Annotated in this window: 21 protein-coding genes; 16 read left to right on the plus strand and 5 right to left on the minus strand. The window is 65.4% G+C overall.

All coding sequences use genetic code 11. The annotated features are described in order from the left end of the window. Nucleotides 1-48 precede the first annotated feature (48 nt). Entirely contained in the window at nt 49-741 is a 693-nt protein-coding gene (locus WI26_RS00405) for a response regulator transcription factor (RefSeq protein ID WP_006401494.1), read from the minus strand. 123 nt (nt 742-864) lie between these two features. Between WI26_RS00405 and WI26_RS00410 the strand changes: the two genes are divergently transcribed. After that, the gene (locus tag WI26_RS00410) at nt 865-1,095 is read left to right on the plus strand and encodes a DUF3717 domain-containing protein (protein WP_006756491.1); all 231 of its coding nucleotides are present in this window, start codon (nt 865-867) and stop codon (nt 1,093-1,095) included. Between the two features lie 92 nt (nt 1,096-1,187). Here WI26_RS00410 and WI26_RS00415 read toward each other — a convergent pair whose 3' ends face one another. Together WI26_RS00415 and phhA are read right to left on the minus strand one after the other, a co-directional pair. Then, the gene (locus WI26_RS00415; protein WP_059452552.1) at nt 1,188-1,496 is read right to left on the minus strand and encodes a 4a-hydroxytetrahydrobiopterin dehydratase; all 309 of its coding nucleotides are present in this window, start codon (nt 1,494-1,496) and stop codon (nt 1,188-1,190) included. A gap of 116 nt (nt 1,497-1,612) precedes the next feature. After that, nucleotides 1,613-2,539: a phenylalanine 4-monooxygenase gene (gene phhA, locus WI26_RS00420; RefSeq protein WP_208604126.1), complete on the minus strand. Its 927-nt coding sequence runs from the start codon at nt 2,537-2,539 to the stop codon at nt 1,613-1,615. A 106-nt stretch (nt 2,540-2,645) separates the two neighbouring features. Between phhA and WI26_RS00425 the strand changes: the two genes are divergently transcribed. Beyond that, the gene (locus tag WI26_RS00425) at nt 2,646-3,131 is read left to right on the plus strand and encodes an Lrp/AsnC family transcriptional regulator (RefSeq protein WP_006408082.1); all 486 of its coding nucleotides are present in this window, start codon (nt 2,646-2,648) and stop codon (nt 3,129-3,131) included. Nucleotides 3,132-3,185: 54 nt separating this feature from the next. Here WI26_RS00425 and WI26_RS00430 read toward each other — a convergent pair whose 3' ends face one another. After that, nucleotides 3,186-3,719 carry a class IV adenylate cyclase gene (locus WI26_RS00430; RefSeq protein WP_069224963.1) on the minus strand — a complete coding sequence of 178 codons (534 nt, stop codon included), beginning with the start codon at nt 3,717-3,719 and terminating at the stop codon, nt 3,186-3,188. A 239-nt stretch (nt 3,720-3,958) separates the two neighbouring features. After that, nucleotides 3,959-4,858, minus strand: coding sequence for a LysR family transcriptional regulator (locus WI26_RS00435; RefSeq protein WP_069224964.1), 900 nt, complete (start codon nt 4,856-4,858; stop codon nt 3,959-3,961). 163 nt (nt 4,859-5,021) lie between these two features. On the opposite strand from WI26_RS00435, the gene WI26_RS00440 reads away from it, so the two are divergent. From WI26_RS00440 to WI26_RS00510, 14 genes are all read left to right on the plus strand, one after another. Next, nucleotides 5,022-6,707: a GMC family oxidoreductase gene (locus tag WI26_RS00440; protein WP_069226321.1), complete on the plus strand. Its 1,686-nt coding sequence runs from the start codon at nt 5,022-5,024 to the stop codon at nt 6,705-6,707. Nucleotides 6,708-7,185: 478 nt separating this feature from the next. Then, complete coding sequence (locus tag WI26_RS00445) at nt 7,186-7,965, plus strand: ABC transporter ATP-binding protein (RefSeq protein WP_040142748.1); 780 nt, start codon at nt 7,186-7,188, stop codon at nt 7,963-7,965. Then, on the plus strand, nt 7,962-8,717 hold the full coding sequence (locus WI26_RS00450) for an ABC transporter ATP-binding protein (protein ID WP_059465973.1): 756 nt from the start codon (nt 7,962-7,964) through the stop codon (nt 8,715-8,717). Before WI26_RS00445 ends, WI26_RS00450 begins: the two co-directional genes overlap by 4 nt. 77 nt (nt 8,718-8,794) lie before the next feature. Then, entirely contained in the window at nt 8,795-9,994 is a 1,200-nt protein-coding gene (locus tag WI26_RS00455) for an ABC transporter substrate-binding protein (RefSeq protein WP_059508274.1), read from the plus strand. Nucleotides 9,995-10,105: 111 nt separating this feature from the next. Then, on the plus strand, nt 10,106-10,990 hold the full coding sequence (locus tag WI26_RS00460; RefSeq protein ID WP_059465975.1) for a branched-chain amino acid ABC transporter permease: 885 nt from the start codon (nt 10,106-10,108) through the stop codon (nt 10,988-10,990). After that, complete coding sequence (locus tag WI26_RS00465; protein ID WP_059508303.1) at nt 10,990-11,964, plus strand: branched-chain amino acid ABC transporter permease; 975 nt, start codon at nt 10,990-10,992, stop codon at nt 11,962-11,964. Before WI26_RS00460 ends, WI26_RS00465 begins: the two co-directional genes overlap by 1 nt. Nucleotides 11,965-13,079: 1,115 nt before the next feature. Next, nucleotides 13,080-14,237 carry an ABC transporter substrate-binding protein gene (locus WI26_RS00475; protein ID WP_059465977.1) on the plus strand — a complete coding sequence of 386 codons (1,158 nt, stop codon included), beginning with the start codon at nt 13,080-13,082 and terminating at the stop codon, nt 14,235-14,237. Between the two features lie 203 nt (nt 14,238-14,440). Then, nucleotides 14,441-15,496: a branched-chain amino acid ABC transporter permease gene (locus tag WI26_RS00480; RefSeq protein WP_069224966.1), complete on the plus strand. Its 1,056-nt coding sequence runs from the start codon at nt 14,441-14,443 to the stop codon at nt 15,494-15,496. Nucleotides 15,497-15,500: 4 nt separating this feature from the next. Further along, nucleotides 15,501-17,285, plus strand: a complete 1,785-nt coding sequence (locus tag WI26_RS00485; protein ID WP_081334204.1) for an ATP-binding cassette domain-containing protein — start codon at nt 15,501-15,503, stop codon at nt 17,283-17,285. Beyond that, complete coding sequence (locus WI26_RS00490) at nt 17,285-18,040, plus strand: ABC transporter ATP-binding protein (RefSeq protein ID WP_069224967.1); 756 nt, start codon at nt 17,285-17,287, stop codon at nt 18,038-18,040. The genes WI26_RS00485 and WI26_RS00490 overlap by 1 nt, the downstream gene beginning before the upstream one ends. A 483-nt stretch (nt 18,041-18,523) precedes the next feature. Continuing rightward, nucleotides 18,524-20,494 carry a tRNA uridine-5-carboxymethylaminomethyl(34) synthesis enzyme MnmG gene (mnmG, locus tag WI26_RS00495; RefSeq protein WP_069224968.1) on the plus strand — a complete coding sequence of 657 codons (1,971 nt, stop codon included), beginning with the start codon at nt 18,524-18,526 and terminating at the stop codon, nt 20,492-20,494. Beyond that, nucleotides 20,491-21,177, plus strand: a complete 687-nt coding sequence (gene rsmG, locus WI26_RS00500; RefSeq protein ID WP_069224969.1) for a 16S rRNA (guanine(527)-N(7))-methyltransferase RsmG — start codon at nt 20,491-20,493, stop codon at nt 21,175-21,177. The genes mnmG and rsmG overlap by 4 nt, the downstream gene beginning before the upstream one ends. Nucleotides 21,178-21,228: 51 nt before the next feature. Further along, nucleotides 21,229-22,008, plus strand: a complete 780-nt coding sequence (locus WI26_RS00505; RefSeq protein ID WP_059465983.1) for a ParA family protein — start codon at nt 21,229-21,231, stop codon at nt 22,006-22,008. A gap of 31 nt (nt 22,009-22,039) precedes the next feature. After that, nucleotides 22,040-22,933, plus strand: a complete 894-nt coding sequence (locus WI26_RS00510) for a ParB/RepB/Spo0J family partition protein (RefSeq protein ID WP_069226323.1) — start codon at nt 22,040-22,042, stop codon at nt 22,931-22,933. Nucleotides 22,934-22,940 lie beyond the last annotated feature (7 nt).

A 22,940-nucleotide genomic window follows, 5' to 3' on the forward strand; every position in this document is an offset into this window, starting at 1 on the left:
GCAGGGCGGCTCGCCGGCGGCACGCGGCCGGCCGGCGTGCGGCGCCGCTCAGACGCTCGCGGTCTGGCGGATTTCCTGCAGCAGGTAGCCGAAGCCGCGCACCGTGACGATTTCGACACGGCACTGCTCGAGTTTCTTGCGCACCCGGTGCACGTAGACTTCGATCGCGGTGTCGCCGAGATCGCCGCCGAAGTGCGTGAGGTGATCCTGCAGCTGGGCCTTGCTGACCACGCGGCCGTGGCGCAGCAGCAGCATTTCGAGCACGGCGAATTCGCGCGGCGACAGTTCCAGCGGCTTGTCGTCGTTGAAGATGCGGCGATCGACGCCCGACAGGCGCACGCCGCCGAGCGACACTTCCGGACGCGGCATGTCGCTATGCGGGCCGCTGCGGCGCATCACCGCGCGGATGCGGGCTTCGAGTTCGGCCGGCTCGAACGGCTTGAGCATGTAATCGTCGGCGCCGGAGTTCAGGCCCTGAATCCGGTCGTTCAGTTCGTCGCGCGCGGTCAGCACGATAACCGGCGTGTGGCGATTGGTCTGGCGGAAACGCGTGAGCAGCGTCATGCCGTCGATGCCCGGCAGGCCGAGGTCGAGGATCACGAGTTCGTGGCGGTTTTGTGCCAGCGCCTGTTCGGCAAAGATGCCGTCATGCACCATGTCGACGGTGAAGCCAGCCTGCTCGAGGCTGCTCTGGATACCGCGTGCGATGGGGCGGTCGTCTTCGATCAGAAGGAGTCGCATGAAGTTCGCTCAAGTACAATGGGTTGGCGGTTCAGGCACGCGGACAGCACGACGCCGTTTCCACAGGGGCGCCGCATCGCCTGACAATCAAGCATGGCGGCCAGCGAACGATTAAATCCAATCATGTCCGATATTTCGATTCACGACCTCGAAGCCGCGATCAATTTCTGGCGCGCCCGCTCGCCGTCGAGCGGCGACGAACTCAAACTCTGCGAAGAGGCCAGCGCGCTCTCCAAGCCGTATGCGCTGCTGATTGTACAGCGCGAAGGCGCGCTGCAACTGGAAGGTTTGGACCCCAAGGCGCGGAAAGCGTACGAGACTTACGTGCGCCTTAAGGATGGCTTGGAAAGCTGAAGGCTTTCGCTGAGTACATCCTAGAAAACGTTCATCGAAATGAAAAGTTGACGCGCCGCGCGTCGAAAGATGCGCGGCGGTAGAGGAATGTGTCAGGCAGCCGGATCGGTGTGTGCACACACCTGGTCGATGAATGTCGCGAGCGCGATGTCGCGTTCGGTCAGGCCGTCGGCATCGTGGGTCGACAGCGTCACGTCGACGCGGTTGTACACGTTGAACCATTCCGGATGGTGGTTCATTTCCTGTGCCTTGATCGCGACACGCGTCATGAAGCCGAAAGCCTCGTTGAAATCGGCGAAGCGCAGGCTGCGCTGGATGGCGTCGCGGCCCGGCACGGCCGTCCAGTGCGGCAGGCCCTCGAGCCGGGTCTTGCGTTCTTCTGATGTGAGCTTGTGGATCATGTTGCACCTCGTTCGGTAGCGGCGCCTGCGCGCGGGCAAAGGCCACGCGGCAAAGCCGGTACCGGTCATTGTTTCATAGTTGCGGGAAGGGCATCCGGAGACGGCCGCTTGCCGCCTCATGCGTCGGCGTCGTCCGGCCAGCCTTCGCCCGTGCCGCGATGCAGCACAAGGTCGCCGTCGACCACCGCGCCGGCAGGAAATTCGGGCAGCTCGGCCAGCCGGTCGGCCAGCGCACGGCCATCGACGTCGGCCAGCGCGAACAACTGCGAGAAGTCGTCGATCACGAAGTAGGTTTTCTGAAACGTGTCGATCCGGTAGCGCGTGCGCATCACGCGCTCGAGGTCGAAACCGAGCCGGTTCGGGGCCGCGCTTTCAAGGCTGTACAGGCTCTCGCCCTTGCTCGACACGATCCCGGCGCCATAAATCGACAGCCCGTTCGTGCCGTGCGGGTCGCGGATCAGGCCGAATTCCACCGTATACCAATAGAGACGCGCCAGCCGCGCGAGCGCCGCGTCGTCGTCCGCGACCGCAAGCGCGGTGCGGCCGTATGCCTGCATGTAGTCGGCGAACACCGGCTCGATCAGGAGCGGCACATGGCCAAACAGGTCGTGGAAGCAGTCGGGTTCCTGCAGATAGTCGAGCTGATCGGGGCGGCGCATCCACCAGGTCACTGGAAACCGCCGGTTCGCGAGGTGCTCGAAGAACACGCGATCGGGCACGAGGCCCGGCACCGCGACGATCTCCCAGCCGGTGGCCGGCTTCAGCTGGCGATTCACGTCGGCGAACGACGGCACGCGATCGGCGGGCAGCTCAATCTTCCCGAGCCCCGCGACGAACGCGTCGCACGCGCGTCCGCGCAGCAGGGCCGACTGGCGCGCATAGAGCTGTTGCCACACCGCGTGGTCGACCTGGCCGTAGCGGCCGAGCGGCTGGTCGATGGTGAAATCGGCGCGGGTTTCGAGGCCCGCGTCGAACTGCTCCTGCAGTTTCGCGGTGACGACGGTGGACATGGTGCGGCTCTGAATGCAGTGGTTGGGAACCATGCAAGTGTAGAGCGGGCGACGTGCGGAATGGGCGCAAAGATGGCGTAGATTCGCCACTTGATGCGATAATCGCGCATCAAAACGGGAATCAATGCGGAGAACGCTCATGCTGGAACTCGATCACTTCGATCTCGCGCTTCTCGACGTGCTGCAGCGCTTCGGCCGTGCGACGCACCAGCAACTCGGCGAGGAGGTGCCGTTGTCGCCGTCGCAGATCGGCCGGCGGCTGCAGCGGCTCGAGGCGGCCGGCGTGATCGAAGGCTACCGCGTGATGCTGCGCCCCGAAAAGCTCGGGCTCGGCGTCACCGCGTTCACGAGCCTGAAGCTCAAGCACCACGGCGATTCGATCATCGAGCAGTTCCAGCAGCAGATCGACGTGCTGCCCGAGGTGCTCGAATGCCACGCCGTGGTCGGCGACGCCGACTATCTGCTGCGGATCGTCGCGCCCGATCTCAACGCGCTGTCGCAGTTCGTGATGAAGAAGCTGATGCGCGTGCCGGGCGTCGACAGCGTGCGCTCGAACATCGTGCTGACGACCTTCAAGCGCAACGGCGCGCTGCCGCTCGCGCACCTGGCGCCCGGGGCCGCCTGACACGGCGGCCGGGCCGGCGGCGCGGCGCAAGGCGCCGCAGCGCGCAGCGCGGGGTCAGGCCGCTTCGGATCGTGCGGCGGCGTTCAGCAGGTCGACGTACGCGACCGCGACGAGATCCTCCTGCGCCACGCCCAGTTTCGCGAACACGTCATGCGCCTCGGCTTCGCCGCCGGCTTCGTCGTCGTCGGGGCCGAGCACCACTTCCAGTTCGATGAAGTCGCCGAGGCCGTCGACGCGGTCGAGGTGGATCCGCGTGCGGCCGACAAGGTATACGTGCCGCTCCTTCGTCACGATTCCGCGCGTGGTCAGCGCGGTCGCGAGCAGCGCGTGCATCGCGTCCGGGTTCGTGACCGGGCTGCGCGTGTAGTACGACGCCTTCGGGCCATCACGGTCGTCTCGCTGGTAGAAGATCAGCTCGGCCGGCGTGCCGTCCTCGAAGCGGCGCAGCTTGAGCCGGCCGCGCGGCACGTCGTAGAAGAAATCCTGCTGGCGGTAGAAGAGCGGCGCTTCGGCGGCGAGCGTGGCCGCCTGTTCGCGCAGCCGGTCGAATTCGCGGGCGCGGGCTTTGATCTCGATGTTGCGGGCCATGCGGGTCTCCTTCAATCAGGGGTCTCGCGGTGTGCGAACGCACAATCTAGCAAAAAGCCTGCGATGGTGGCGTGACGGGAAGACGGGACGCGACGACGCGCCACGGGTGGGGCGGAGGGATTCGGGCCCGCTCGCGATAACAGAGCTCACGTGCGAGCGCCGGTTGGGCATCCGCCGCGCGTCGCATGCCGAAACCCGAAAACGCGGAGCGCGGCCGGCCGCATCGGCATCAGCAGCACTCATATCGCCCATTGGGTCTCGATCAGTCGCAGCGCGGCCGCGATCGCCGGTTCGGCGCGCCGCTCCGCGAGCGTCACGAAAGTCAGCTCGGTCGGCACCGTCACGCGCTCGACGATCGTCAGCGCATGCGCGTGCGCTTCGGCCAGCGCCGTCGAGTCGCGTGCGAGCGTCAGCCCGATTCCCGATTTCACGAGATCGAGCATCGATTGCTCCTGGTCCACCTCGGCGACCTTGACCGGCTGCGCGCCGGCCGCCGCGAACAGCCGCGACAGCAGCCGGTGATGGGCGGACGCCGGCGGCGTCCAGATCCACGGCAGCGCGGCGAGCGCGCGCCAGTCGTGCGCGCGCTGCACGCGCTCCTTCCAGCCGGCCGGCGCGAGCACGCGGTACTCGAAATGGGTGAGCGTGGCCGTGTGGAACATCGCGTCGTCGCGCGGATCGTCCTCGTCGGGCCGGCCGATGTAGTAGCCGACGTCGAGCGCCTGCGCACGCACCTGTTCGAGCACCCAGCCGGACATCCCGTGCCGCAGCGCGGTTTCTATCTGCGGATGGGTTTCGACCAGCGCGCGCAGGAAGCCGCCGAGCCGCAGGAAGCCGGGATCGAGGATCGTGCCGATCCGCAGCCGGCCGCGCACCTCATGACGCAGCGCGGCAGCGGCGCGCTGCACGTCGGCGGCCGCCGCCAGCGCGCGCTCCGCATGCGGCAGCAGGGTCTGGCCGTCGCGCGTGAGCGCAAGCCCGCGCGACGTGCGCGTAAACAGCGTGACGCCGAGCGTTTCCTGCAGATGCTTGATCTGCAGACTGACGGCCGGCTGCGTCAGGTGCAACTGCACGGCGGCGCGCGTCAGGTTCCCTTCGCGGGCGACCGTCGCGAACGCGCGGAGCAGGGTGAGATCCATCGTCGTGATATGAGCGCGGCTTATAACGCGCTTGAGCATAACTCATTGGATCGGCGCCCGGCGGCCGGAGTACGCTTCATCGACCGCGTCGCCCGCGACGCACTATGCTGGAAACGACGCGCGGAATCGCACGCGCGCCGCACAACAATTGATGGAGACACTCGTGAGTACTCAACGCGCGCTCGAGGGCGAATTCGATTACGTGATCGTCGGCGCGGGCACCGCGGGCTGCGTGCTGGCGAACCGCCTGACCGAGGATCCCGAGATCCGCGTGCTGCTGCTCGAAGCAGGCGGCAAGGACGACTATCACTGGATTCACATCCCGGTCGGCTATCTGTACTGCATCGGCAATCCGCGCACCGACTGGCTATACAAGACACAGCCCGAGGCGGCGCTCAACGGCCGCGCGCTGTCGTATCCGCGCGGCCGCGTGCTCGGCGGCTGCTCGTCGATCAACGGGATGATCTACATGCGCGGCCAGCGCGAGGATTACGACAGCTGGGCGCAGGAAACCGGCGACGCCGGCTGGTCGTGGGACAGCGTGCTGCCGATCTTCAAGCGCAGCGAGGACCACCACGCGGGCGCGAGCGATGCGCACGGCGCGGGCGGCTACTGGCGCGTCGAGAAGCAGCGGCTGCGCTGGGAGATCCTCGAATCGTTCGCGCAGGCCGCGCAGCAGACGGGCATCCCGGCGACCGACGATTTCAACCGCGGCGACAACACCGGAGTCGGTTATTTCGAAGTGAACCAGAAGCGCGGCGTGCGCTGGAACACGTCGAAGGCGTTTCTGCGGCCCGCGATGGCGCGCCCGAACCTGACCGTGATCACCGGTGCGCATGCGCAACGCGTGATCTTCGACGGGCGGCGCGCGGTCGGCGTCGAGTATCGCGGCGGCGGCACCGACTACGTTGCGCGCGCGCGCGCCGAAGTGCTGCTGACCTCCGGCGCGGTGAATTCGCCGCAGCTGCTCGAGCTGTCGGGCATCGGCGCGGGCGCGCGCTTGCAGGCGCTCGGCATCGACGTCGTGCAGGATCTGCCGGGCGTCGGCGAAAACCTGCAGGATCACCTGCAATTGCGGATGGCGTTTCGCGTCGAAGGCGTGCGCACGTTGAACACGCTGTCCGCGCATTGGTGGGGCAAGCTGATGATCGGCGCCGAATATGCGCTGCTGCAGCGCGGGCCGATGTCGATGGCGCCGTCGCAGCTCGGCGCGTTCGCGAAGTCTGATCCGGACGATCCCGCGCTCACGCGCCCCGATCTCGAATATCACGTACAGCCGCTGTCGCTCGAGCGCTTCGGCGAACCGCTGCACAGCTTCAACGCCTTCACGGCGTCCGTCTGCCATCTGCGGCCGAGCTCGCGCGGCAGCGTGCATATCGCGAGCCCCGATGCGCACGTGGCGCCGTCGATCGCACCGAACTACCTGTCGACCGACCACGATCGCCATGTCGCGGCGAATGCGCTGCGCCTCACGCGCCGGATCGCGTCCGCGCCCGCGCTGGCGCGCTACCGGCCCGAGGAGATCCTGCCGGGCACGCGGTACCAGACCGAAGCCGAACTGATCGAAGCGGCGGGTGCGGTCGGCACGACGATCTTCCATCCGGCCGGCACATGCCGGATGGGACGCGCGGACGACGAGCGTGCCGTCGTCGACAGCCGGCTGCGTGTGCGTGGCATCGCCGGGCTGCGGATCGTCGATGCATCGGTGATGCCGTTCATCACGTCGGGCAACACGAATTCACCGACGCTGATGATCGCCGAGCGCGCGAGCGACATGATCCGCGCGGATCGACGTGCTGCGCGCGACGCGACGCAGGTGCGAACGGAAGCGGCGATGACGGCTGCATGACGCCGCACTGACACGCGCGACAGCGGGCCGTCATCGCGGTGCCAGCTGATTCGCGATGCGAAACAAGCCGACGCGTGCGGATCGCAACGGATCCACGATACGCACGGCGACTGCGCCGCAACCCGAGCATCCTTCATGTTGGGCGACGACGTGACGCGTGGCGTAACGTACCCGCGTTCGCGCAGGCATGCGCCGTGCGACCGAGGGACCGTCGACGATGTGCGCGTCAAAAAAAACGTGTCGAAATACGTGCTCAGCCGCGTCCTATATGGCGGGCAGCCCTATAAGTGCAAATCCCGATGATTGCACTGCACCAACGGCGCGACAATGTTGCGCAGTGTGCATACGCGTCGGCGCGGGAGACCACCCTCGAGGCGTAATACGGCGCCCCGGGGGCAGCCCGCTGATCCGCGGACCTGTTCGCGGTCGCTTGCGCGAATCTTCCCGGTGCTTCGCCTGACTTCGTACGGAAGGGAACATGATTCTCGGCGACACGATTCTCGAAACACGCGGACTGACGAAGGAATTCAGGGGCTTCACCGCCGTGAACGGCGTCAACCTGCGTGTGCGCCGCGGTGCGATCCATGCGTTGATCGGACCGAACGGCGCGGGCAAGACCACCTGCTTCAACCTGCTCACCAAATTCCTGACACCGACGGCCGGCCAGATCGTCTTCAACGGAATCGACATCACCGACGAGCGGCCCGCGCAAGTCGCGCGTCGCGGCATCATCCGTTCCTTCCAGATCTCGGCGGTATTCCCGCACCTCACCGCACTGCAGAACGTGCGAATCGGCCTGCAGCGCGCGCTCGGCACCGAATTCCACTTCTGGCGCAGCGAGCGCACGTTGCGGCGCCTCGACGATCGCGCGATGGACCTGCTCACGCAGGTCGGCCTCACCGATTTCGCGCACGTGCCGACGGTCGAGCTCGCGTACGGCCGCAAGCGCGCGCTCGAGATCGCGACGACGCTCGCGATGGAACCCGAACTGATGCTGCTCGACGAGCCCACGCAAGGGATGGGCCACGAGGACGTCGACCGTGTGACCGCGCTGATCAAGAAGGTCGCGAGCGGCCGCACGATCCTGATGGTCGAGCACAACATGAACGTGATCGCGGGCATCTCCGACACGATCACCGTTCTGCAGCGCGGCGAGGTGCTGGCCGAAGGGTCGTATGCGGAAGTGTCGAAGAATCCGCTGGTGATCGAGGCCTACATGGGCAGCGCCGATGCGGCACTCGCGGGGGCGCATGCATGAAGCACAGCGAACGGGAGGAACGCGAATTGAGCGGCGTCGAAAGCGGCACGCCCGCGCTGGAGATTACGGGCCTCGAGGCCTGGTACGGGGAATCCCACATATTGCACGGTGTCGACCTGAGCGTTCATCGCGGCGAGGTCGTCACGCTGCTCGGCCGCAACGGCGCGGGCCGTACCACGACGCTGCGCGCGATCATGGGGCTCACCGGCCGGCGCAGCGGCTCGATCAAGGTCGCGGGCAACGAGACGATCGGCCTCGCGACGCATCGCATCGCGCATTTCGGCGTCGGCTATTGCCCGGAGGAGCGCGGCATCTTCTCGAGCCTGTCGTGCGAGGAGAACCTGATGCTGCCGCCGCCGATCGGGCCGCGCGAGCATGCGATGTCGCTCGACGAGATCTACGCGATGTTCCCGAATCTCGCATCGCGCCGGCAGAGCCAGGGCACGCGCCTGTCCGGCGGCGAGCAGCAGATGCTCGCGGTGGCGCGGATCCTGCGCACCGGCGCCAACCTGCTGTTGCTCGACGAGATTTCCGAAGGCCTCGCGCCGGTGATCGTGCAGGCGCTGGCGCGAATGATCGTCGCACTGAAGGCGCGCGGCTACACGGTCGTGATGGTCGAACAGAATTTCCGCTTCGCCGCGCCGCTCGCCGACCGCTTCTACGTGATGGAACATGGCCGCATCGTCGAGCATTTCCGCTCATCCGAACTGGAAGGCAAGATGCCGATCCTTCACGACCTGCTCGGGGTGTGACGCTACCCCATTCCCCTTGCCGCTAGCCGTGGCGGCCTTCGAACAACCACAACGCATCAGAACAACAGGAGACGTCAATGAAAATGAAGACCCTCGCACACGCGTGTCTCGCGGTCGCGACCGCAGCGTTCACCGCAGGCGCCGCACACGCCGCGGATAGCGTGAAGATCGGCTTCATCACGGACATGTCGGGGCTGTACGCGGACATCGACGGGCAGGGCGGCCTCGAGGCGATCCGGATGGCGGTCGCCGACTTCGGCGGCAAGGTGCTCGGCAAGCCGATCGAGGTCGTGTATGCCGACCACCAGAACAAGGCGGACATCGCCGCGTCGAAGGCGCGCGAGTGGATGGATCGCGGCGGGCTCGACCTGCTGGTCGGCGGCACGAACTCCGCGACCGCGCTGTCGATGAACCAGGTCGCGGCCGAGAAGAAGAAGGTCTACATCAACATCGGCGCGGGCGCCGACACGCTGACCAACGAGCAGTGCACGCCGTACACGGTGCACTACGCATACGACACGATGGCGCTCGCGAAGGGCACCGGCTCGGCGGTGGTGAAGCAGGGCGGCAAGAGCTGGTTCTTCCTGACCGCCGACTACGCGTTCGGCAAGGCGCTCGAGAAGAACACGTCGGACGTCGTGAAGGCGAACGGCGGCCAGGTGCTGGGCGCGGTGCGGCACCCGTTGTCGGCGTCGGACTTCTCGTCGTTCCTGCTGCAGGCGCAGTCGTCGAAGGCGCAGATCCTCGGCCTCGCGAACGCGGGCGGCGACACGATCAACTCGATCAAGGCCGCGAAGGAATTCGGCATCACGAAGACGATGAAGATCGCCGCGCTGCTGATGTTCATCGACGACGTGCACAGCCTGGGCCTCGAGACGACGCAGGGCCTCGTGCTGACCGACAGCTGGTACTGGAACCGCGACGCCGCCTCGCGCCAGTGGGCGCAGCGCTACTTCGGCAAGATGAAGAAGATGCCGTCGAGCCTGCAGGCGGCCGACTACTCGTCGGTGACGACGTACCTGAAGGCCGTGCAGGCGGCCGGCACGACCGACTCCGACAAGGTGATGGCCGAGCTGAAGAAGATGAAGATCAACGACTTCTACGCGAAGGGCTTCATTCGCCAGGACGGCAGCATGATTCACGACATGTACCTGATGGAAGTGAAGAAGCCGTCGGAATCGAAGGAGCCGTGGGACTACTACAAGGTGCTCGCGACGATTCCGGGCGACCAGGCATTCGGCACCAAGCAGGAATCGCGCTGCGCGATGTGGAAGTAAGCGCGACATGGCGGCGCGCGGCGGCCGCAGCGATGTGCCCGCTGCGCCGCCCGTGCGCGCGACGGCTTTGAGGTTGCGCGCGCAACGAAACTCATACTGACGGCTAAGTCGATGGAAATCTTTGGCATTCCGTTGCCGGCGATGCTGAGCCAGTTGCTGCTCGGGCTCGTCAACGGCTCGTTCTACGCGATCCTGAGCCTCGGGCTCGCGGTGATCTTCGGGCTGCTCAACGTGATCAACTTCGCGCACGGCGCGCTGTTCATGCTGGGCGCGATGCTCGCGTGGATGGGGCTGTCGTATTTCGCGTTGCCGTACTGGGCGATGCTCGTGCTCGCGCCGCTGATCGTCGGTGCGTTCGGAATCCTGATCGAGCGTTCGATGCTGCGCTGGTTGTACAAGCTCGATCACCTGTACGGGCTGCTGCTCACGTTCGGCCTCACGCTCGTCGTCGAAGGCGTGTTCCGCTCGATCTACGGATCGTCCGGGCAGCCGTACGACGTGCCGTCGCAGCTCGCCGGCGCGACCAATCTCGGCTTCATGTTCCTGCCGAACTACCGCGCGTGGGTGGTCGTCGCGTCGCTCGCGGTGTGTCTCGCGACCTGGTTCGTGATCGAGAAGACGCGGCTGGGCGCCTATCTGCGCGCCGGCACCGAGAACCCGAAGCTCGTCGAGGCGTTCGGCGTGAACGTGCCGATGATGATCACGCTCACCTACGGCTTCGGCGTCGCGCTCGCCGCGTTCGCGGGCGTGCTCGCGGCGCCGGTGATCCAGGTGTCGCCGCTGATGGGCCAGCCGATGATCATCACCGTGTTCGCGGTGGTCGTGATCGGCGGGATGGGCTCGATCCTCGGCTCGATCATCACGGGGCTGCTGCTCGGCGTGATCGAGGGCTTCACCCGCGTGTTCTATCCGGAAGCATCGGCCACGGTCGTGTTCGTGATCATGGCGATCGTGCTGCTGATCCGCCCGGCGGGCCTGTTCGGCAAGGAAAAATGATGCAGAGAAAAGTGCTCTACGGCGTGCTGCTCGCCGCACTGCTCGTCGCGCCGTTCATCGGCGCGTATCCGGTGTTCGTGATGAAGGTGCTCACGTTCGCGTTGTTCGCGGCCGCGTTCAACCTGCTGATCGGCTATACGGGGCTGCTGTCGTTCGGCCATGCGATGTTCCTCGCGACCGCCGGCTATGCGACCGGCTATGCGATCCAGACGCTCGGTTTCACGCCGGAGCTCGGCGTGCTCGTGGGCACGTTCGCCGCGACGCTGCTCGGGCTCGTCGTGGGCCTGTTCGCGATCCGCCGGCAGGGCATCTACTTCGCGATGATCACGCTCGCGTTCGCGCAGATGGTTTACTTCATCTACCTGCAGGCGCCGTTCACGCATGGCGAGGATGGGCTGCAGGGCGTGCCGCGCGGGCACCTGTTCGGACTCGTCGACCTGTCGAACGACGTCGCGCTCTACTACGTCGTGCTCGCGGTGATCGTCGCGGCGTGCGCGTTCATCGTGCGGATCGTGCACTCGCCGTTCGGCCAGGTGCTCGTCGCGATCAAGGAGAACGAGGCGCGCGCGATCTCGCTCGGCTACGACACCGACCGCTTCAAGCTGCTCGCGTTCATCCTGTCGGCCGGGCTCGCGGGCCTGGCCGGTTCGCTGAAGGTGCTGGTGCTCGGTTTCGAGACGCTGTCCGACGCGTACTGGACGATGTCGGGCCTCGTCGTGCTGATGACGCTCGTCGGCGGGATGGGCACGCTGTTCGGGCCGTTGCTCGGCGCGGCGCTGATCGTCGCGCTGGAGGACCGCCTCGGCGACATCGGCGAGTGGCTCGCGTCGGCGACAGGCATCGGCTGGTTCCATTCGCTGGGCGAGTCGGCGACGATCGTCACGGGGCTGATCTTCATCGCATGCGTGCTTGCGTTCCGGCGCGGGATCGTCGGCGAGATGGTCGCACGCGTCAAGACGCTCAGGCCGTCCTGATTGCAGCGCAGCGGCCGTTGCGGCGCGTTGATGCGAAGCACCATCCGGCGCGGCCGGGAAGGGCGTTTCGGCGGCCTCCGGCCGATGCCGCGCGGCAAGACTGGTGCCCCATTTTCGTGCGGCGATGCACCATAGGGGTAAATGCTAAGTTGTCGCACGGTGAAAGGTCCTTTAATCTTCGTTTCAGTTCTGATGCACCGCGAAACGAATTTGCAGGTGGAGAACGAGGAGACAATCGAGGCACAAAGTGCCCGGACCCCAAAGCGCTGTTGGACGGAATCCAACAGCGCTTTTTCATTTGGTGCGCGAATTTCCGTTGCTGGTGCAACGAGTGGCGCCGGATTTTCGCCACCTCGCTCGCACCTCATCCCGTCTTCCCCGTTTTCGTCTTTCCTGTCGATCGATCGCCGCTGGCGCGCAGCCGCGTGCATTGCCGTCCGGGCTTACCCGGTTGGCGTGCGCAAAAAGCGTCCGTTACACTCAGCTTTCGCCGACCGTGCGGTCGGGAAAACGGTCGGCAGTTCTCCTACAAGCAAAATGCAGAAGAGGGAGTGCGGTTGGATGAGATGCGCAGGACGATGGATCGGGGTGCGAGGGGCGGCTGGCGCAGCGCGTTCGGGGTCGGAGGGATGCGGGTATGCGCCGGCGCTCACGAGCCGTTCAGCGGCCGGCATGTGCATTCCGGTGCGATTTGCCGGCACGACGATCCCCGAGGTCGCTGCGTTCGCATCCGACGTGTCGTTCACGTTCGCATGAACGGCCGATTTTCCGATCCCGCACCGCCTGCTTGTGGAGCCGAACCCGCCCCGGCCGGCCGATTTTCCGTCGATCGTTGCGTCCGCATCGATCGCGTCCCGCGCATCGTCGCATTTCTCCGTTCTGTTCATCCTGACGACATTGCTGCCGCGCATCGTGGCGGTCGCGCGACCGTTTCGGCACGCGCCGCGGCGCGTCCGCGCGCGGTGTCGCCAGGGCTTGATGGCGATGCGGGCGTTTCACGGGAAAACGAGCGTAGGCGCGGTACGGCGAGATAGTTAAATTATTAACTTGTTTGAGGACCGGGAGCCGTCCGAGCGACCCGCGGATTTTTCGAGCAGCGTTTGGAGACAACGTAAATGAAGATGAATCGATGGATGGAGGTTCTGCTTGCCGCAGGCCTCGTGTGCGCGGCGGCCACGGCGTCGGCGCAGGTGAAGATCGGTGTGACGCTGTCGGCCACCGGGCCGGCCGCATCGCTCGGAATTCCGGAAAAGAACACGATCGCGCTGCTGCCGAAGGAAATCGCAGGCAAGAGCGTCCAGTACATCGTGCTCGACGATGCGTCCGACACGAGCCGCGCGGTGCAGAACGTGCGCAAGCTGATCGACGAGGATCACGTGGACGCGATCATCGGTTCGTCCGTCACGCCGAACTCGCTCGCGATGCTCGATCCGGTGTCGCAGGGCAAGACGCCGACGATCTCGCTCGCGGCGAGCGCGCAGATCATCTCGCCGATGGACGCGAAGCGCGCGTGGATGTTCAAGGTGCCGCAGAACGACCAGCTGATGGCCGATGCGATCGCCGGCTACATGGCGAAGCACGGCGTGAAGACGGTCGGCTTCATCGGCTTCGCCGATGCGTATGGCGACAGCTGGTACAAGACGTTCAGCGCGGCGGCGGAGAAGAACGGGCTGAAGCTCGTGTCGAACGAGCGCTACAACCGCACCGACGCGTCCGTGATGGGGCAGGTGTTGAAGCTGATGGGCTCGAATCCCGACGCGGTGCTGATCGCCGGGTCCGGCACGCCGGCCGCGCTGCCCGCGAAGACGCTGAAGGAGCGGGGCTACAAGGGCAAGGTGTATCAGACGCACGGCGTCGCGAACAACGACTTCCTGCGCGTGTGCGGCAAGGATTGCGAAGGCGAGATCCTGCCGGCCGGCCCGGTGCTCGTGACCGATCAGCTGCCCGATTCGAATCCGGTGAAGAAGCCGGCGCTCGGCTACAAGGCCGCATACGAGAAGGCGTACGGCGCGGGTTCGCTGTCGACCTTCGGCGGTCACGCATGGGATGCGGGGTTGTTGCTGCAGCGGGCGATTCCCGAGGCGCTGAAGAAGGGCCAGCCGGGCACCGAGGCGTTCCGCGAGGCGCTTCGCGCGTCGCTCGAGAGCGTGAAGGACCTCCCCGTGTCGCACGGCGTGATCAACACGACGCCGACCGATCACAACGGCTTCGACACGCGTGCGCGCGTGATGGTGCAGATCGTCGACGGCAAGTGGAAGCTGCAGGCCGAGTAAGCACCACGTGAAACCGGCTGGCGCGGCGCGAACGGCGTCGTGCCGGCCGTGGACAGCGGCGCGGGCCTGACGGGCCGTTTCGCTGCCGCATGGAATCATCGGGGCCCGCCGCGTGGCGCCCGACGCACCGATCTTGCCGTTCGTGCGCCGCGGCCATTCCCCCGTTTTTCGTTTCTCCGCAGCATTCTCGATACACGAAACGTATGGATCTCTCGATCGCGGCGATCCTCGCGCAAGACGGCATCACGACCGGCGCCATTTATGCATTGCTGTCGCTGGCGCTCGTGCTGGTATTTTCCGTCACGCGGGTGATCTTCATTCCCCAGGGCGAATTCGTCGCCTATGGTGCGCTCACGCTTGCGGCGTTGCAGGCGCAGAAATTTCCCGCCACCTGCTGGCTGCTGTTCGTGATGGGTATCGCATGCTTCCTGCTGGAAGTCGGCGGCCTGATCCGCCATCGCGAACGCCGTCATCAGCTCGGCCGCACGCTCGCGACGCTCGGCAGCCGCTATGTGCTGCTGCCGCTCGCGGTGTTCGCGATCACGCGCAGCTTTGCCGCGCAGCCGATGCCGATGTTCGCGCAGATCGCGCTGACGCTGGCGATCGTCGTGCCGATGGGGCCGTTCGTCTACCGGCTCGTCTACCAGCCGATCGCCGAAGGCACGACGCTGCTGCTGCTGATCGTATCGGTCGCCGTCCATTTCGCGATGGTCGGCCTCGGGCTCGTGATGTTCGGCGCCGAAGGCTCGCGCACCAACGGCTTCGCGGATGCGTCGCTGTCGGTCGGCAGCATGAGCGTGTCGGTACAAAGCATCCTCGTGGTCGTGACCGCGCTCGTGCTGATCGGTGCGCTGTACGTGTACTTCGGCCGCACGATCGCCGGCAAGGCGCTGCGTGCGACGTCGGTGAACCGGCTCGGCGCGCGGCTCGTCGGCATCGGCACGACCGAAGCAGGGCGCCTGGCGTTCACGCTGGCGGCCGGGCTCGGTGTGCTGTCCGGCATCCTCGTCGGTCCGCTGACGACGATCTATTACGACTCCGGCTTCCTGATCGGCCTGAAGGGCTTCGTCGGCGCGATCATCGGAGGGCTGGTCAGCTATCCGCTCGCGGCCGCCGGCTCGCTGCTGGTCGGCGTGCTCGAATCGTATTCGTCGTTCTGGGCGAGCGCGTACAAGGAAGTGATCGTGTTCACGCTGATCATTCCGGTGCTGCTGTGGCGCAGTTTCGCGACGCCGCACGCGGAAGAGGAAGAGGAGTAACACGATGAAGACGATGGTACGCAACAAGACCTTCTGGCTGTTTCTCGTGGCGTTGTTCGCGCTGCCGGTGCTGCCCGGCGCGCTGCAGGTGCCCGAATACTGGATCACGCTGCTGAACTACATCGGCCTCTACGCGATCGTCGCGATCGGGCTCGTGTTGCTGACGGGCGTCGGCGGGATGACGAGCTTCGGACAGGCCGCGTTCGTCGGCATCGGCGCGTACGCGACCGCATTCCTGACGACGCGCTACGGCGTGTCTCCGTGGCTCGCGCTGATCGTCGGCGTCGTGCTGACGGCGCTCGTCGCGCTCGTGCTCGGCGCGGTCACGATGCGCCTGTCCGGGCACTTCCTGCCGCTCGGCACGATCGCATGGGGCCTCGCGCTGTTCTACCTGTTCGGCAACCTCGAACTGCTCGGCAAGTACGACGGGATCAACGGGATTCCGGCACTGAACCTGTTCGGCATCGAGCTCGGAAGCGGCCGAAGCCTGTACTTCCTGATCTGGGCCGTCGTGCTGGCCGCGATCGTGTCGGTGCAGAACCTGCTCAACAGCCGGCCAGGCCGCGCGATCCGCGCATTGCGCGGCGGCGGCGTGATGGCGGAGGCGATGGGCGTGAATACCGCGTGGATGCGTGTCGTGATCTTCATCTACGCGGCCGTGCTCGCGGCGGTTTCGGGTTTCTTGTACGCGCACCTGCAGCGCGCGGTGAACCCGACCCCCTTCGGCCTGAATCATGGGATCGAATTCCTGTTCATGGCCGTGGTCGGCGGTGTATCGCACGTGTGGGGCGCGGTGCTCGGTGCGGCGATCCTCACCGTGCTGCAGGACTATCTGCAGACGCTGTTGCCGAAGCTGCTTGGCTCGGAGGGCAACTTCGAGATCATCGTGTTCGGCGTGCTGATGGTGCTGCTGCTGCAGTACGCGCGTCAAGGCGTGTGGCCGTTCGTCGCGAAGCTGTTCCCGCGCGGGCCACGCGCCCATGTGCCTGACCATGCCGACCCGCTGCCGCAGCGCGCGAAGCCGGTGGCGGGCGAGCCGCTGCTCGTCGTCGACAACGCGCGCAAGCAGTTCGGCGGGCTGGTGGCCGTCAACGATGTCAGCTTCGACGTGAAAGCGGGGCAGATCGTCGGGCTGATTGGCCCGAATGGCGCCGGCAAGTCGACCACGTTCAACCTCGTTACCGGTGTGCTGCAACCGACCCGTGGCACGATCACGTTCCGCGGCGAGCGAATCGACGGGCTTACGTCGCGCCAGATCGTCCGGCGCGGAATCGGCCGGACGTTCCAGCACGTGAAGCTGTTGCCGACGATGACGGTGCTCGAGAACGTCGCGATCGGCGCGCACCTGCGCGGCCATACGGGCGTGTGGCGCAGCATCGCGCGGCTCAACGCGCATGAGGAAGCGCAGTTGCTGGCCGAGGCGGCACGACAGATCCGCCGCGTCGGGCTGGAGAGGCACATGTACGACGAAGCGGGCAGCCTCGCGCTTGGCCAGCAGCGAATTCTCGAAATCGCGCGCGCGTTGTGCTGCGATCCGACGTTGCTGCTGCTCGACGAGCCGGCCGCCGGCCTGCGCTACCAGGAGAAGCAGCAGCTCGCTGACCTGCTGCTGCGCCTGAAGACGGAAGGGATGAGCGTGTTGCTCGTGGAACATGACATGGATTTCGTGATGAACCTCACCGACCGGCTGGTGGTGATGGAGTTCGGCACGCGGATCGCGGAAGGGCTGCCGCAGGACGTGCAGCAGGATCCGGCGGTGCTCGAAGCGTATCTGGGCGGGGTGGAATGATGGCGGAGACGACGATGCCGATTCTCGACGTGCGCGGCCTAGCGGTGCGGTACGGGAAGGTGGAGGCGCTGCACGGAGCGGCGATCAAGGTCGGTGCCGGACAGATCGTCAGCGTGATCGGTCCGAACGGGGCCGGCAAGTCGACGCTGCTGAACGCAATCATGGGCGCGTTGCCGATGACCGGGCATGCATCCGGGGCGGTTGTGTACCGCGGCAAGGACGTGGGCGCACTGCCGGTCGAACAGCGTGTCGCGCGTGGAATGTGCCTCGTGCCGGAAAAGCGCGAGCTGTTCAGCACGATGACGGTCGAGGATAACCTCGTGCTGGGCGCGTATCGCCGCAAGCTCGCAGGCGAGCCGAACTTCCTCGACCAGCTCGATCATGTGTTTGCGTTGTTTCCGCGGCTCAGGGAGCGGCGCAAGCAGGCAGCCGGGACGCTGTCGGGTGGTGAGCGGCAGATGCTCGCGGTGGGCCGCGCATTGATGGGCAAACCTGATCTACTGATGCTCGACGAGCCGAGCCTCGGGCTGGCGCCGCTGATCGTGAAGGAGATTTTTCATATCATCAGCGCGTTACGCGGCACAGGCGTCGCGACACTGCTGATCGAGCAGAATGCTCGCGCTGCGCTCCAGATCTCGGACTACGGCTATGTGCTGGAGACGGGCGAGTTTGCGCTGGAAGGACCAGCGGCCGAGCTGGCACAGAATCCGCGCGTGATCGAAACATACCTCGGGTTGGCAAAAAAAACGACTTGATGAGTGCGGCGTTGGCAGGAAACGGGCGGCGTGTTTCACGTGAAACACGCCGTTTTTGTTTTTCTGGAAGACGGCGGCGCGTCCGGTAATCAGGCGTGGGGATAAGTGCCGGAGCAACAAGCGGAAGCCCTGTGATGAGAGCGCGGATAGGCGTCAGTGTTCTCCTATCGACAGTAGCCAAACGGCACAGGGGATAAGCACAGGAAGGTCGATCGGAAATGCTGTGATCGTGCAAACGATGGTTGGGTTCGGAAACCCCGGTCGGCCGAGCTATTTTGCGCACTCTGGCAATGTGAACTGAGGTCGCGGCAGCGTCGCCGAAGCTGGCCTCACGGCGCACATCGGCCGATCGAGCGAAGAAAAACGAGCCAATGAACCGGCCCTACCATTCGGACGGTCTTCGGGTGAAAAGCGAACCCGCTATAATTCGGCCCATACATTTCTCAGATAGGTTCGTGCGTAGTCCTGCGCACGGAATCCACCATGCTTTTTCCCACAGAATTTGACGTCATCGTCGTCGGTGGCGGGCACGCCGGCACGGAAGCCGCGTTGGCATCGGCCCGTATGGGTGCGAAGACGCTGCTGCTGACCCATAACATCGAAACGCTCGGCCAGATGAGCTGCAATCCGTCGATCGGCGGCATTGGCAAGGGCCATCTGGTCAAGGAAGTCGATGCGCTCGGCGGCGCGATGGCTGCCGCGACGGACGAGAGCGGTATTCAGTTCCGCATCCTCAATTCGTCGAAGGGCCCGGCCGTGCGCGCGACGCGCGCGCAGGCCGACCGCATCCTGTACAAGGCTGCGATCCGCCATCGGCTCGAGAACCAGCCGAACCTGTGGCTGTTCCAGCAGGCTGTCGACGACCTGATGGTCGAAGGCGACCGCGTGGTCGGCGCCGTCACGCAGATCGGCATCCGCTTCCGTGCACGCGCGGTTGTGCTGACGGCCGGTACGTTCCTCGACGGCAAGATCCACGTTGGCCTGAACAACTATACGGGCGGCCGCGCGGGCGATCCGGCGGCTGTGTCGCTGTCGGCTCGCCTGAAGGAGCTGAAGCTGCCGCAGGGCCGCCTGAAGACCGGTACCCCGCCGCGCATCGATGGCCGCTCGATCGACTTTTCGAAGCTGGACGAGCAACCTGGCGACCTCGATCCGATCCCCGTGTTCTCGTTCCTGGGCCGTGCGGAGCAGCATCCGCAGCAGTTGCCGTGCTGGGTTACGCACACGAACGAGCGCACGCACGACATCATCCGTGGCGGCCTTGACCGTTCGCCTATGTATACAGGCGTGATCGAAGGTGTCGGCCCGCGCTATTGCCCGTCGATCGAGGACAAGATCCACCGATTCGCATCGAAGGAATCGCACCAGATCTTCCTCGAGCCGGAAGGGCTGACGACCAACGAGTTCTATCCGAACGGGATTTCGACGAGCCTGCCATTCGACGTGCAGCTCGAGCTCGTGCACTCGATGCGTGGCCTCGAGAACGCGCACATCCTGCGCCCCGGCTACGCGATCGAATACGACTACTTCGACCCGCGCGCGCTGAAGGCTTCGCTTGAGACAAAGGCGATCAACGGGCTGTTCTTTGCGGGCCAGATCAACGGCACGACCGGGTACGAAGAAGCGGCCGCGCAAGGGCTGCTGGCCGGACTGAATGCAGGCCGCTACGTGCAGGAGAAGGACGCATGGTGCCCGCGTCGCGACCAGGCCTATCTTGGCGTGCTGGTCGACGACCTCGTCACGCGTGGCGTGGCCGAGCCGTACCGGATGTTTACGAGCCGTGCCGAGTACCGCCTGAGCCTGCGTGAAGACAATGCGGATATGCGCCTGACCGAGATCGGCCGCGAGCTGGGCCTCGTCGACGACGTACGCTGGGATGCGTTCAGTCGGAAGCGCGACGCTGTTTCACGTGAAACCGAACGACTGAAGTCGACATGGGTCACGCCTAAGACGCTGCCGCCGGAAGAGGCGACCGCGTTGCTCGGCAAGGCGATCGATCACGAGTACAGCCTCGCCGAGCTGCTTCGCCGCCCGGGGATCAGCTACGACGGTGTGTGCAGCCTGAAGGGCGGCGAATGCGCGCCGGCAGAGCCGCTGGCCGACGATCCGGTGCTGCTAGAGCAGATCAAGGAACAGGTCGAGATCGGCATCAAATATCAGGGCTATATCGAGCGTCAGGCCAGCGAGATCGAACGGAACGATGCGAACGAGAACACGCGTCTGCCGGACGGTATCGACTATCGCGAGGTGCGTGGCCTCTCGTTCGAGGTGAGTCAGAAGCTCAACGAGTTCCGGCCGGAAACGATCGGCCAGGCATCGCGGATCTCGGGCATCACGCCGGCTGCGATCTCGCTGTTGATGGTGCACCTGAAGCGCCGTGGCCTTGGTCGCCGTAACGGCACCGCAGCAGAGATGACGGAACAGGGGGACGGTACCGTCCCGACGCAACAATGACGGCGCGTCGCGCGCCGGCGGTTAATCGGGACGTACTCGCACAGATGCTCGTCGATGGCGCGACCGCGCTCGACATCACATTGACGGATGCACAACGCAACCAGCTGCTCGACTATGTCGCGCTGCTCGGCAAGTGGAACGCGGTCTACAACCTGACCGCGATCCGCGACCCAAAGCAGATGATGATCCAGCACATTCTCGATTCGCTCTCCATCGTTCCGCATTTGCGCGACCGTGCATCGGCGCGCGTGCTTGACGTAGGTTCGGGCGGCGGGCTGCCCGGTATCGTGCTGGCGATCGTCCAGCCGGACTGGCAGGTCACGCTGAACGATATCGTGCAGAAGAAGTCGGCATTCCAAACGCAGATGCGTGCCGAGCTGAAGCTTGCGAACCTGTCTGTCGTCACCGGGCGTGTCGAATCGCTGCAGCCGGGTGTCGATGTGCCGGAAAAATTCGACATGATCGTATCCCGCGCTTTCGCGGATCTATCCGACTTCGTTAAACTTGCTCGACATCTCGTCGCGCCTGGCGGATCGATCTGGGCAATGAAGGGTGTCCATCCGGACGATGAAATTGCACGGCTGCCCGAAGGCAGTCGCGTAAAGCAGACGATGCGGCTGGCGGTACCGATGCTCGATGCCGAACGGCATCTGATCGAGGTCGCTGTCGACGAGGCGAATTGAAGGCGCGCGGTAGCGCGCCGTTTGTTTGAAGGTAAAGGGAACACACCAACGATGGCAAAGATCTTCTGCGTTGCGAACCAGAAGGGGGGCGTCGGCAAGACGACGACATCGGTCAATCTCGCCGCAAGCCTTGCAGCGCAGGAGCAACGAGTCCTGCTGATCGATCTCGACCCGCAGGGCAACGCGACGATGGGCAGCGGGATCGACAAGGCTGCTTGCGAGTCGACCGTGTACGAAGTGCTGGTCGACGGCGTATCGGTGACGGACGCGCGCGTGCGTCCGGAAGGCGTCACGTACGACGTGCTGCCGGCCAACCGTGAGCTGTCAGGTGCCGAGATCGAGCTGATCAGCATCGATAATCGCGAGCGACGGTTGAAGGCCGCGCTCGAGCGCGTGGCTGACGACTACGACTTCGTGTTGATCGATTGCCCGCCGACGCTGTCGCTGCTGACGCTGAACGGGCTATGCGCGGCGCATGGCGTCGTGATTCCGATGCAGTGCGAATACTTCGCGCTGGAGGGGCTGTCCGATCTCGTCAATACGATCAAGCAGGTTCACGCGAACATGAATCGCGACCTGAAGATCATCGGCTTGCTGCGTGTGATGTTCGATCCGCGCATCACGCTGCAGCAGCAAGTCTCCGATCAATTGAAAGCGCACTTCGGCGACAAGGTGTTCGACGCGGTGATTCCGCGCAACGTGCGCTTGGCGGAAGCGCCGAGTTACGGATTGCCGGGCGTCGTATTCGACCGTAACTCGCGCGGTGCGCAGGCGTATCTCCAGTTCGGTGCCGAGATGATCGATCGCGTGCGCGCGTTCGAGGTGTCGTGATCCGGACATGAGCGAAGCGAGGAAGAAAGACATGAACGCGGTACCAAAGAAGAAGGGCTTGGGACGTGGCCTCGAAGCGCTGCTCGGCGGCAGTGCGGACATCACCGAAGCGGTGAAGATCGAAGGGGCGCCGAACACGCTCGCGCTCGGCAAGCTGCAGGCCGGCAAGTATCAGCCGCGGACGCGGATGGACGAAGGCAGCCTGCAGGAGCTGGCGGCCAGCATTCGCGCGCAAGGCGTGATGCAGCCGATCCTGGTACGACCTATTTCGTCTGACAAATACGAAATCATCGCCGGCGAGCGGCGTTTCCGCGCGGCACGCCTGGCCGGCCTCGACGAAGTGCCGGTGCTCGTGAAGGACGTGTCCGATCAGGCCGCCGCCGCGATGGCGCTGATCGAGAACATCCAGCGCGAGGACCTGAATCCGCTGGAAGAGGCGCACGGTATCCAGCGCTTGCTCGGCGAGTTCGGTTTCACGCACGAGCAGGCGGCCGAATCGGTCGGCCGCTCGCGCAGCGCGGTGTCGAACCTGCTGCGCCTGCTGAACCTCGCAGCGCCGGTGCAGACGATGCTGCTGGCCGGCGACCTCGACATGGGCCACGCGCGTGCGCTGCTTGCAGTCGATGCCGCGACGCAGATCACGCTCGCGCACCAGGTCGTCAACAAGCGCATGTCGGTGCGCGAGACCGAGAAGATGGTCGCGCATACGACGAAGGAAGCGCCGGCGGTGAAGGCGCGCGCGAAGGATGACGGCGGCCGCGACACGCGTCGTCTCGAGGAAGAGTTGTCCGACCTGCTCGCGTCGACCGTGAAGATCAAGCTCGGCCGCCGTGGGCGAGGGCAGGTGATGATCGACTTCGGTAATCTCGACGCGCTCGAGGGCATTCTTGCGCGCCTGCGCGGCAACGTCGCGACCGAAGAATAACGAGGCT

Origin of the sequence: Burkholderia diffusa (genome assembly GCF_001718315.1) — a bacterium.
GTDB classification, from domain to species: Bacteria; Pseudomonadota; Gammaproteobacteria; order Burkholderiales; family Burkholderiaceae; genus Burkholderia; species Burkholderia diffusa_B.

Bases quoted from the DNA above. Each gene is read 5' to 3' on its own strand.
- mnmG (WP_069224968.1), top strand. From the start codon at position 18,524: ATGCTTTTTCCCACAGAATTTGACGTCATCGTCGTCGGTGGCGGGCAC.
- WI26_RS00450 (WP_059465973.1), top strand. From the start codon at position 7,962: ATGAAGCACAGCGAACGGGAGGAACGCGAATTGAGCGGCGTCGAAAGC.
- rsmG (WP_069224969.1), top strand. From the start codon at position 20,491: ATGACGGCGCGTCGCGCGCCGGCGGTTAATCGGGACGTACTCGCACAG.
- WI26_RS00460 (WP_059465975.1), top strand. From the start codon at position 10,106: ATGGAAATCTTTGGCATTCCGTTGCCGGCGATGCTGAGCCAGTTGCTG.
- WI26_RS00505 (WP_059465983.1), top strand. From the start codon at position 21,229: ATGGCAAAGATCTTCTGCGTTGCGAACCAGAAGGGGGGCGTCGGCAAG.
- WI26_RS00425 (WP_006408082.1), top strand. From the start codon at position 2,646: ATGCTGGAACTCGATCACTTCGATCTCGCGCTTCTCGACGTGCTGCAG.
- WI26_RS00490 (WP_069224967.1), top strand. From the start codon at position 17,285: ATGGCGGAGACGACGATGCCGATTCTCGACGTGCGCGGCCTAGCGGTG.
- WI26_RS00455 (WP_059508274.1), top strand. From the start codon at position 8,795: ATGAAAATGAAGACCCTCGCACACGCGTGTCTCGCGGTCGCGACCGCA.
- WI26_RS00445 (WP_040142748.1), top strand. From the start codon at position 7,186: ATGATTCTCGGCGACACGATTCTCGAAACACGCGGACTGACGAAGGAA.
- WI26_RS00465 (WP_059508303.1), top strand. From the start codon at position 10,990: ATGCAGAGAAAAGTGCTCTACGGCGTGCTGCTCGCCGCACTGCTCGTC.
- WI26_RS00430 (WP_069224963.1), bottom strand. From the start codon at position 3,719: ATGGCCCGCAACATCGAGATCAAAGCCCGCGCCCGCGAATTCGACCGG.
- phhA (WP_208604126.1), bottom strand. From the start codon at position 2,539: ATGGTTCCCAACCACTGCATTCAGAGCCGCACCATGTCCACCGTCGTC.
- WI26_RS00410 (WP_006756491.1), top strand. From the start codon at position 865: ATGTCCGATATTTCGATTCACGACCTCGAAGCCGCGATCAATTTCTGG.
- WI26_RS00485 (WP_081334204.1), top strand. From the start codon at position 15,501: ATGAAGACGATGGTACGCAACAAGACCTTCTGGCTGTTTCTCGTGGCG.
- WI26_RS00415 (WP_059452552.1), bottom strand. From the start codon at position 1,496: ATGATCCACAAGCTCACATCAGAAGAACGCAAGACCCGGCTCGAGGGC.
- WI26_RS00480 (WP_069224966.1), top strand. From the start codon at position 14,441: ATGGATCTCTCGATCGCGGCGATCCTCGCGCAAGACGGCATCACGACC.
- WI26_RS00510 (WP_069226323.1), top strand. From the start codon at position 22,040: ATGAACGCGGTACCAAAGAAGAAGGGCTTGGGACGTGGCCTCGAAGCG.
- WI26_RS00405 (WP_006401494.1), bottom strand. From the start codon at position 741: ATGCGACTCCTTCTGATCGAAGACGACCGCCCCATCGCACGCGGTATC.
- WI26_RS00435 (WP_069224964.1), bottom strand. From the start codon at position 4,858: ATGGATCTCACCCTGCTCCGCGCGTTCGCGACGGTCGCCCGCGAAGGG.
- WI26_RS00475 (WP_059465977.1), top strand. From the start codon at position 13,080: ATGAAGATGAATCGATGGATGGAGGTTCTGCTTGCCGCAGGCCTCGTG.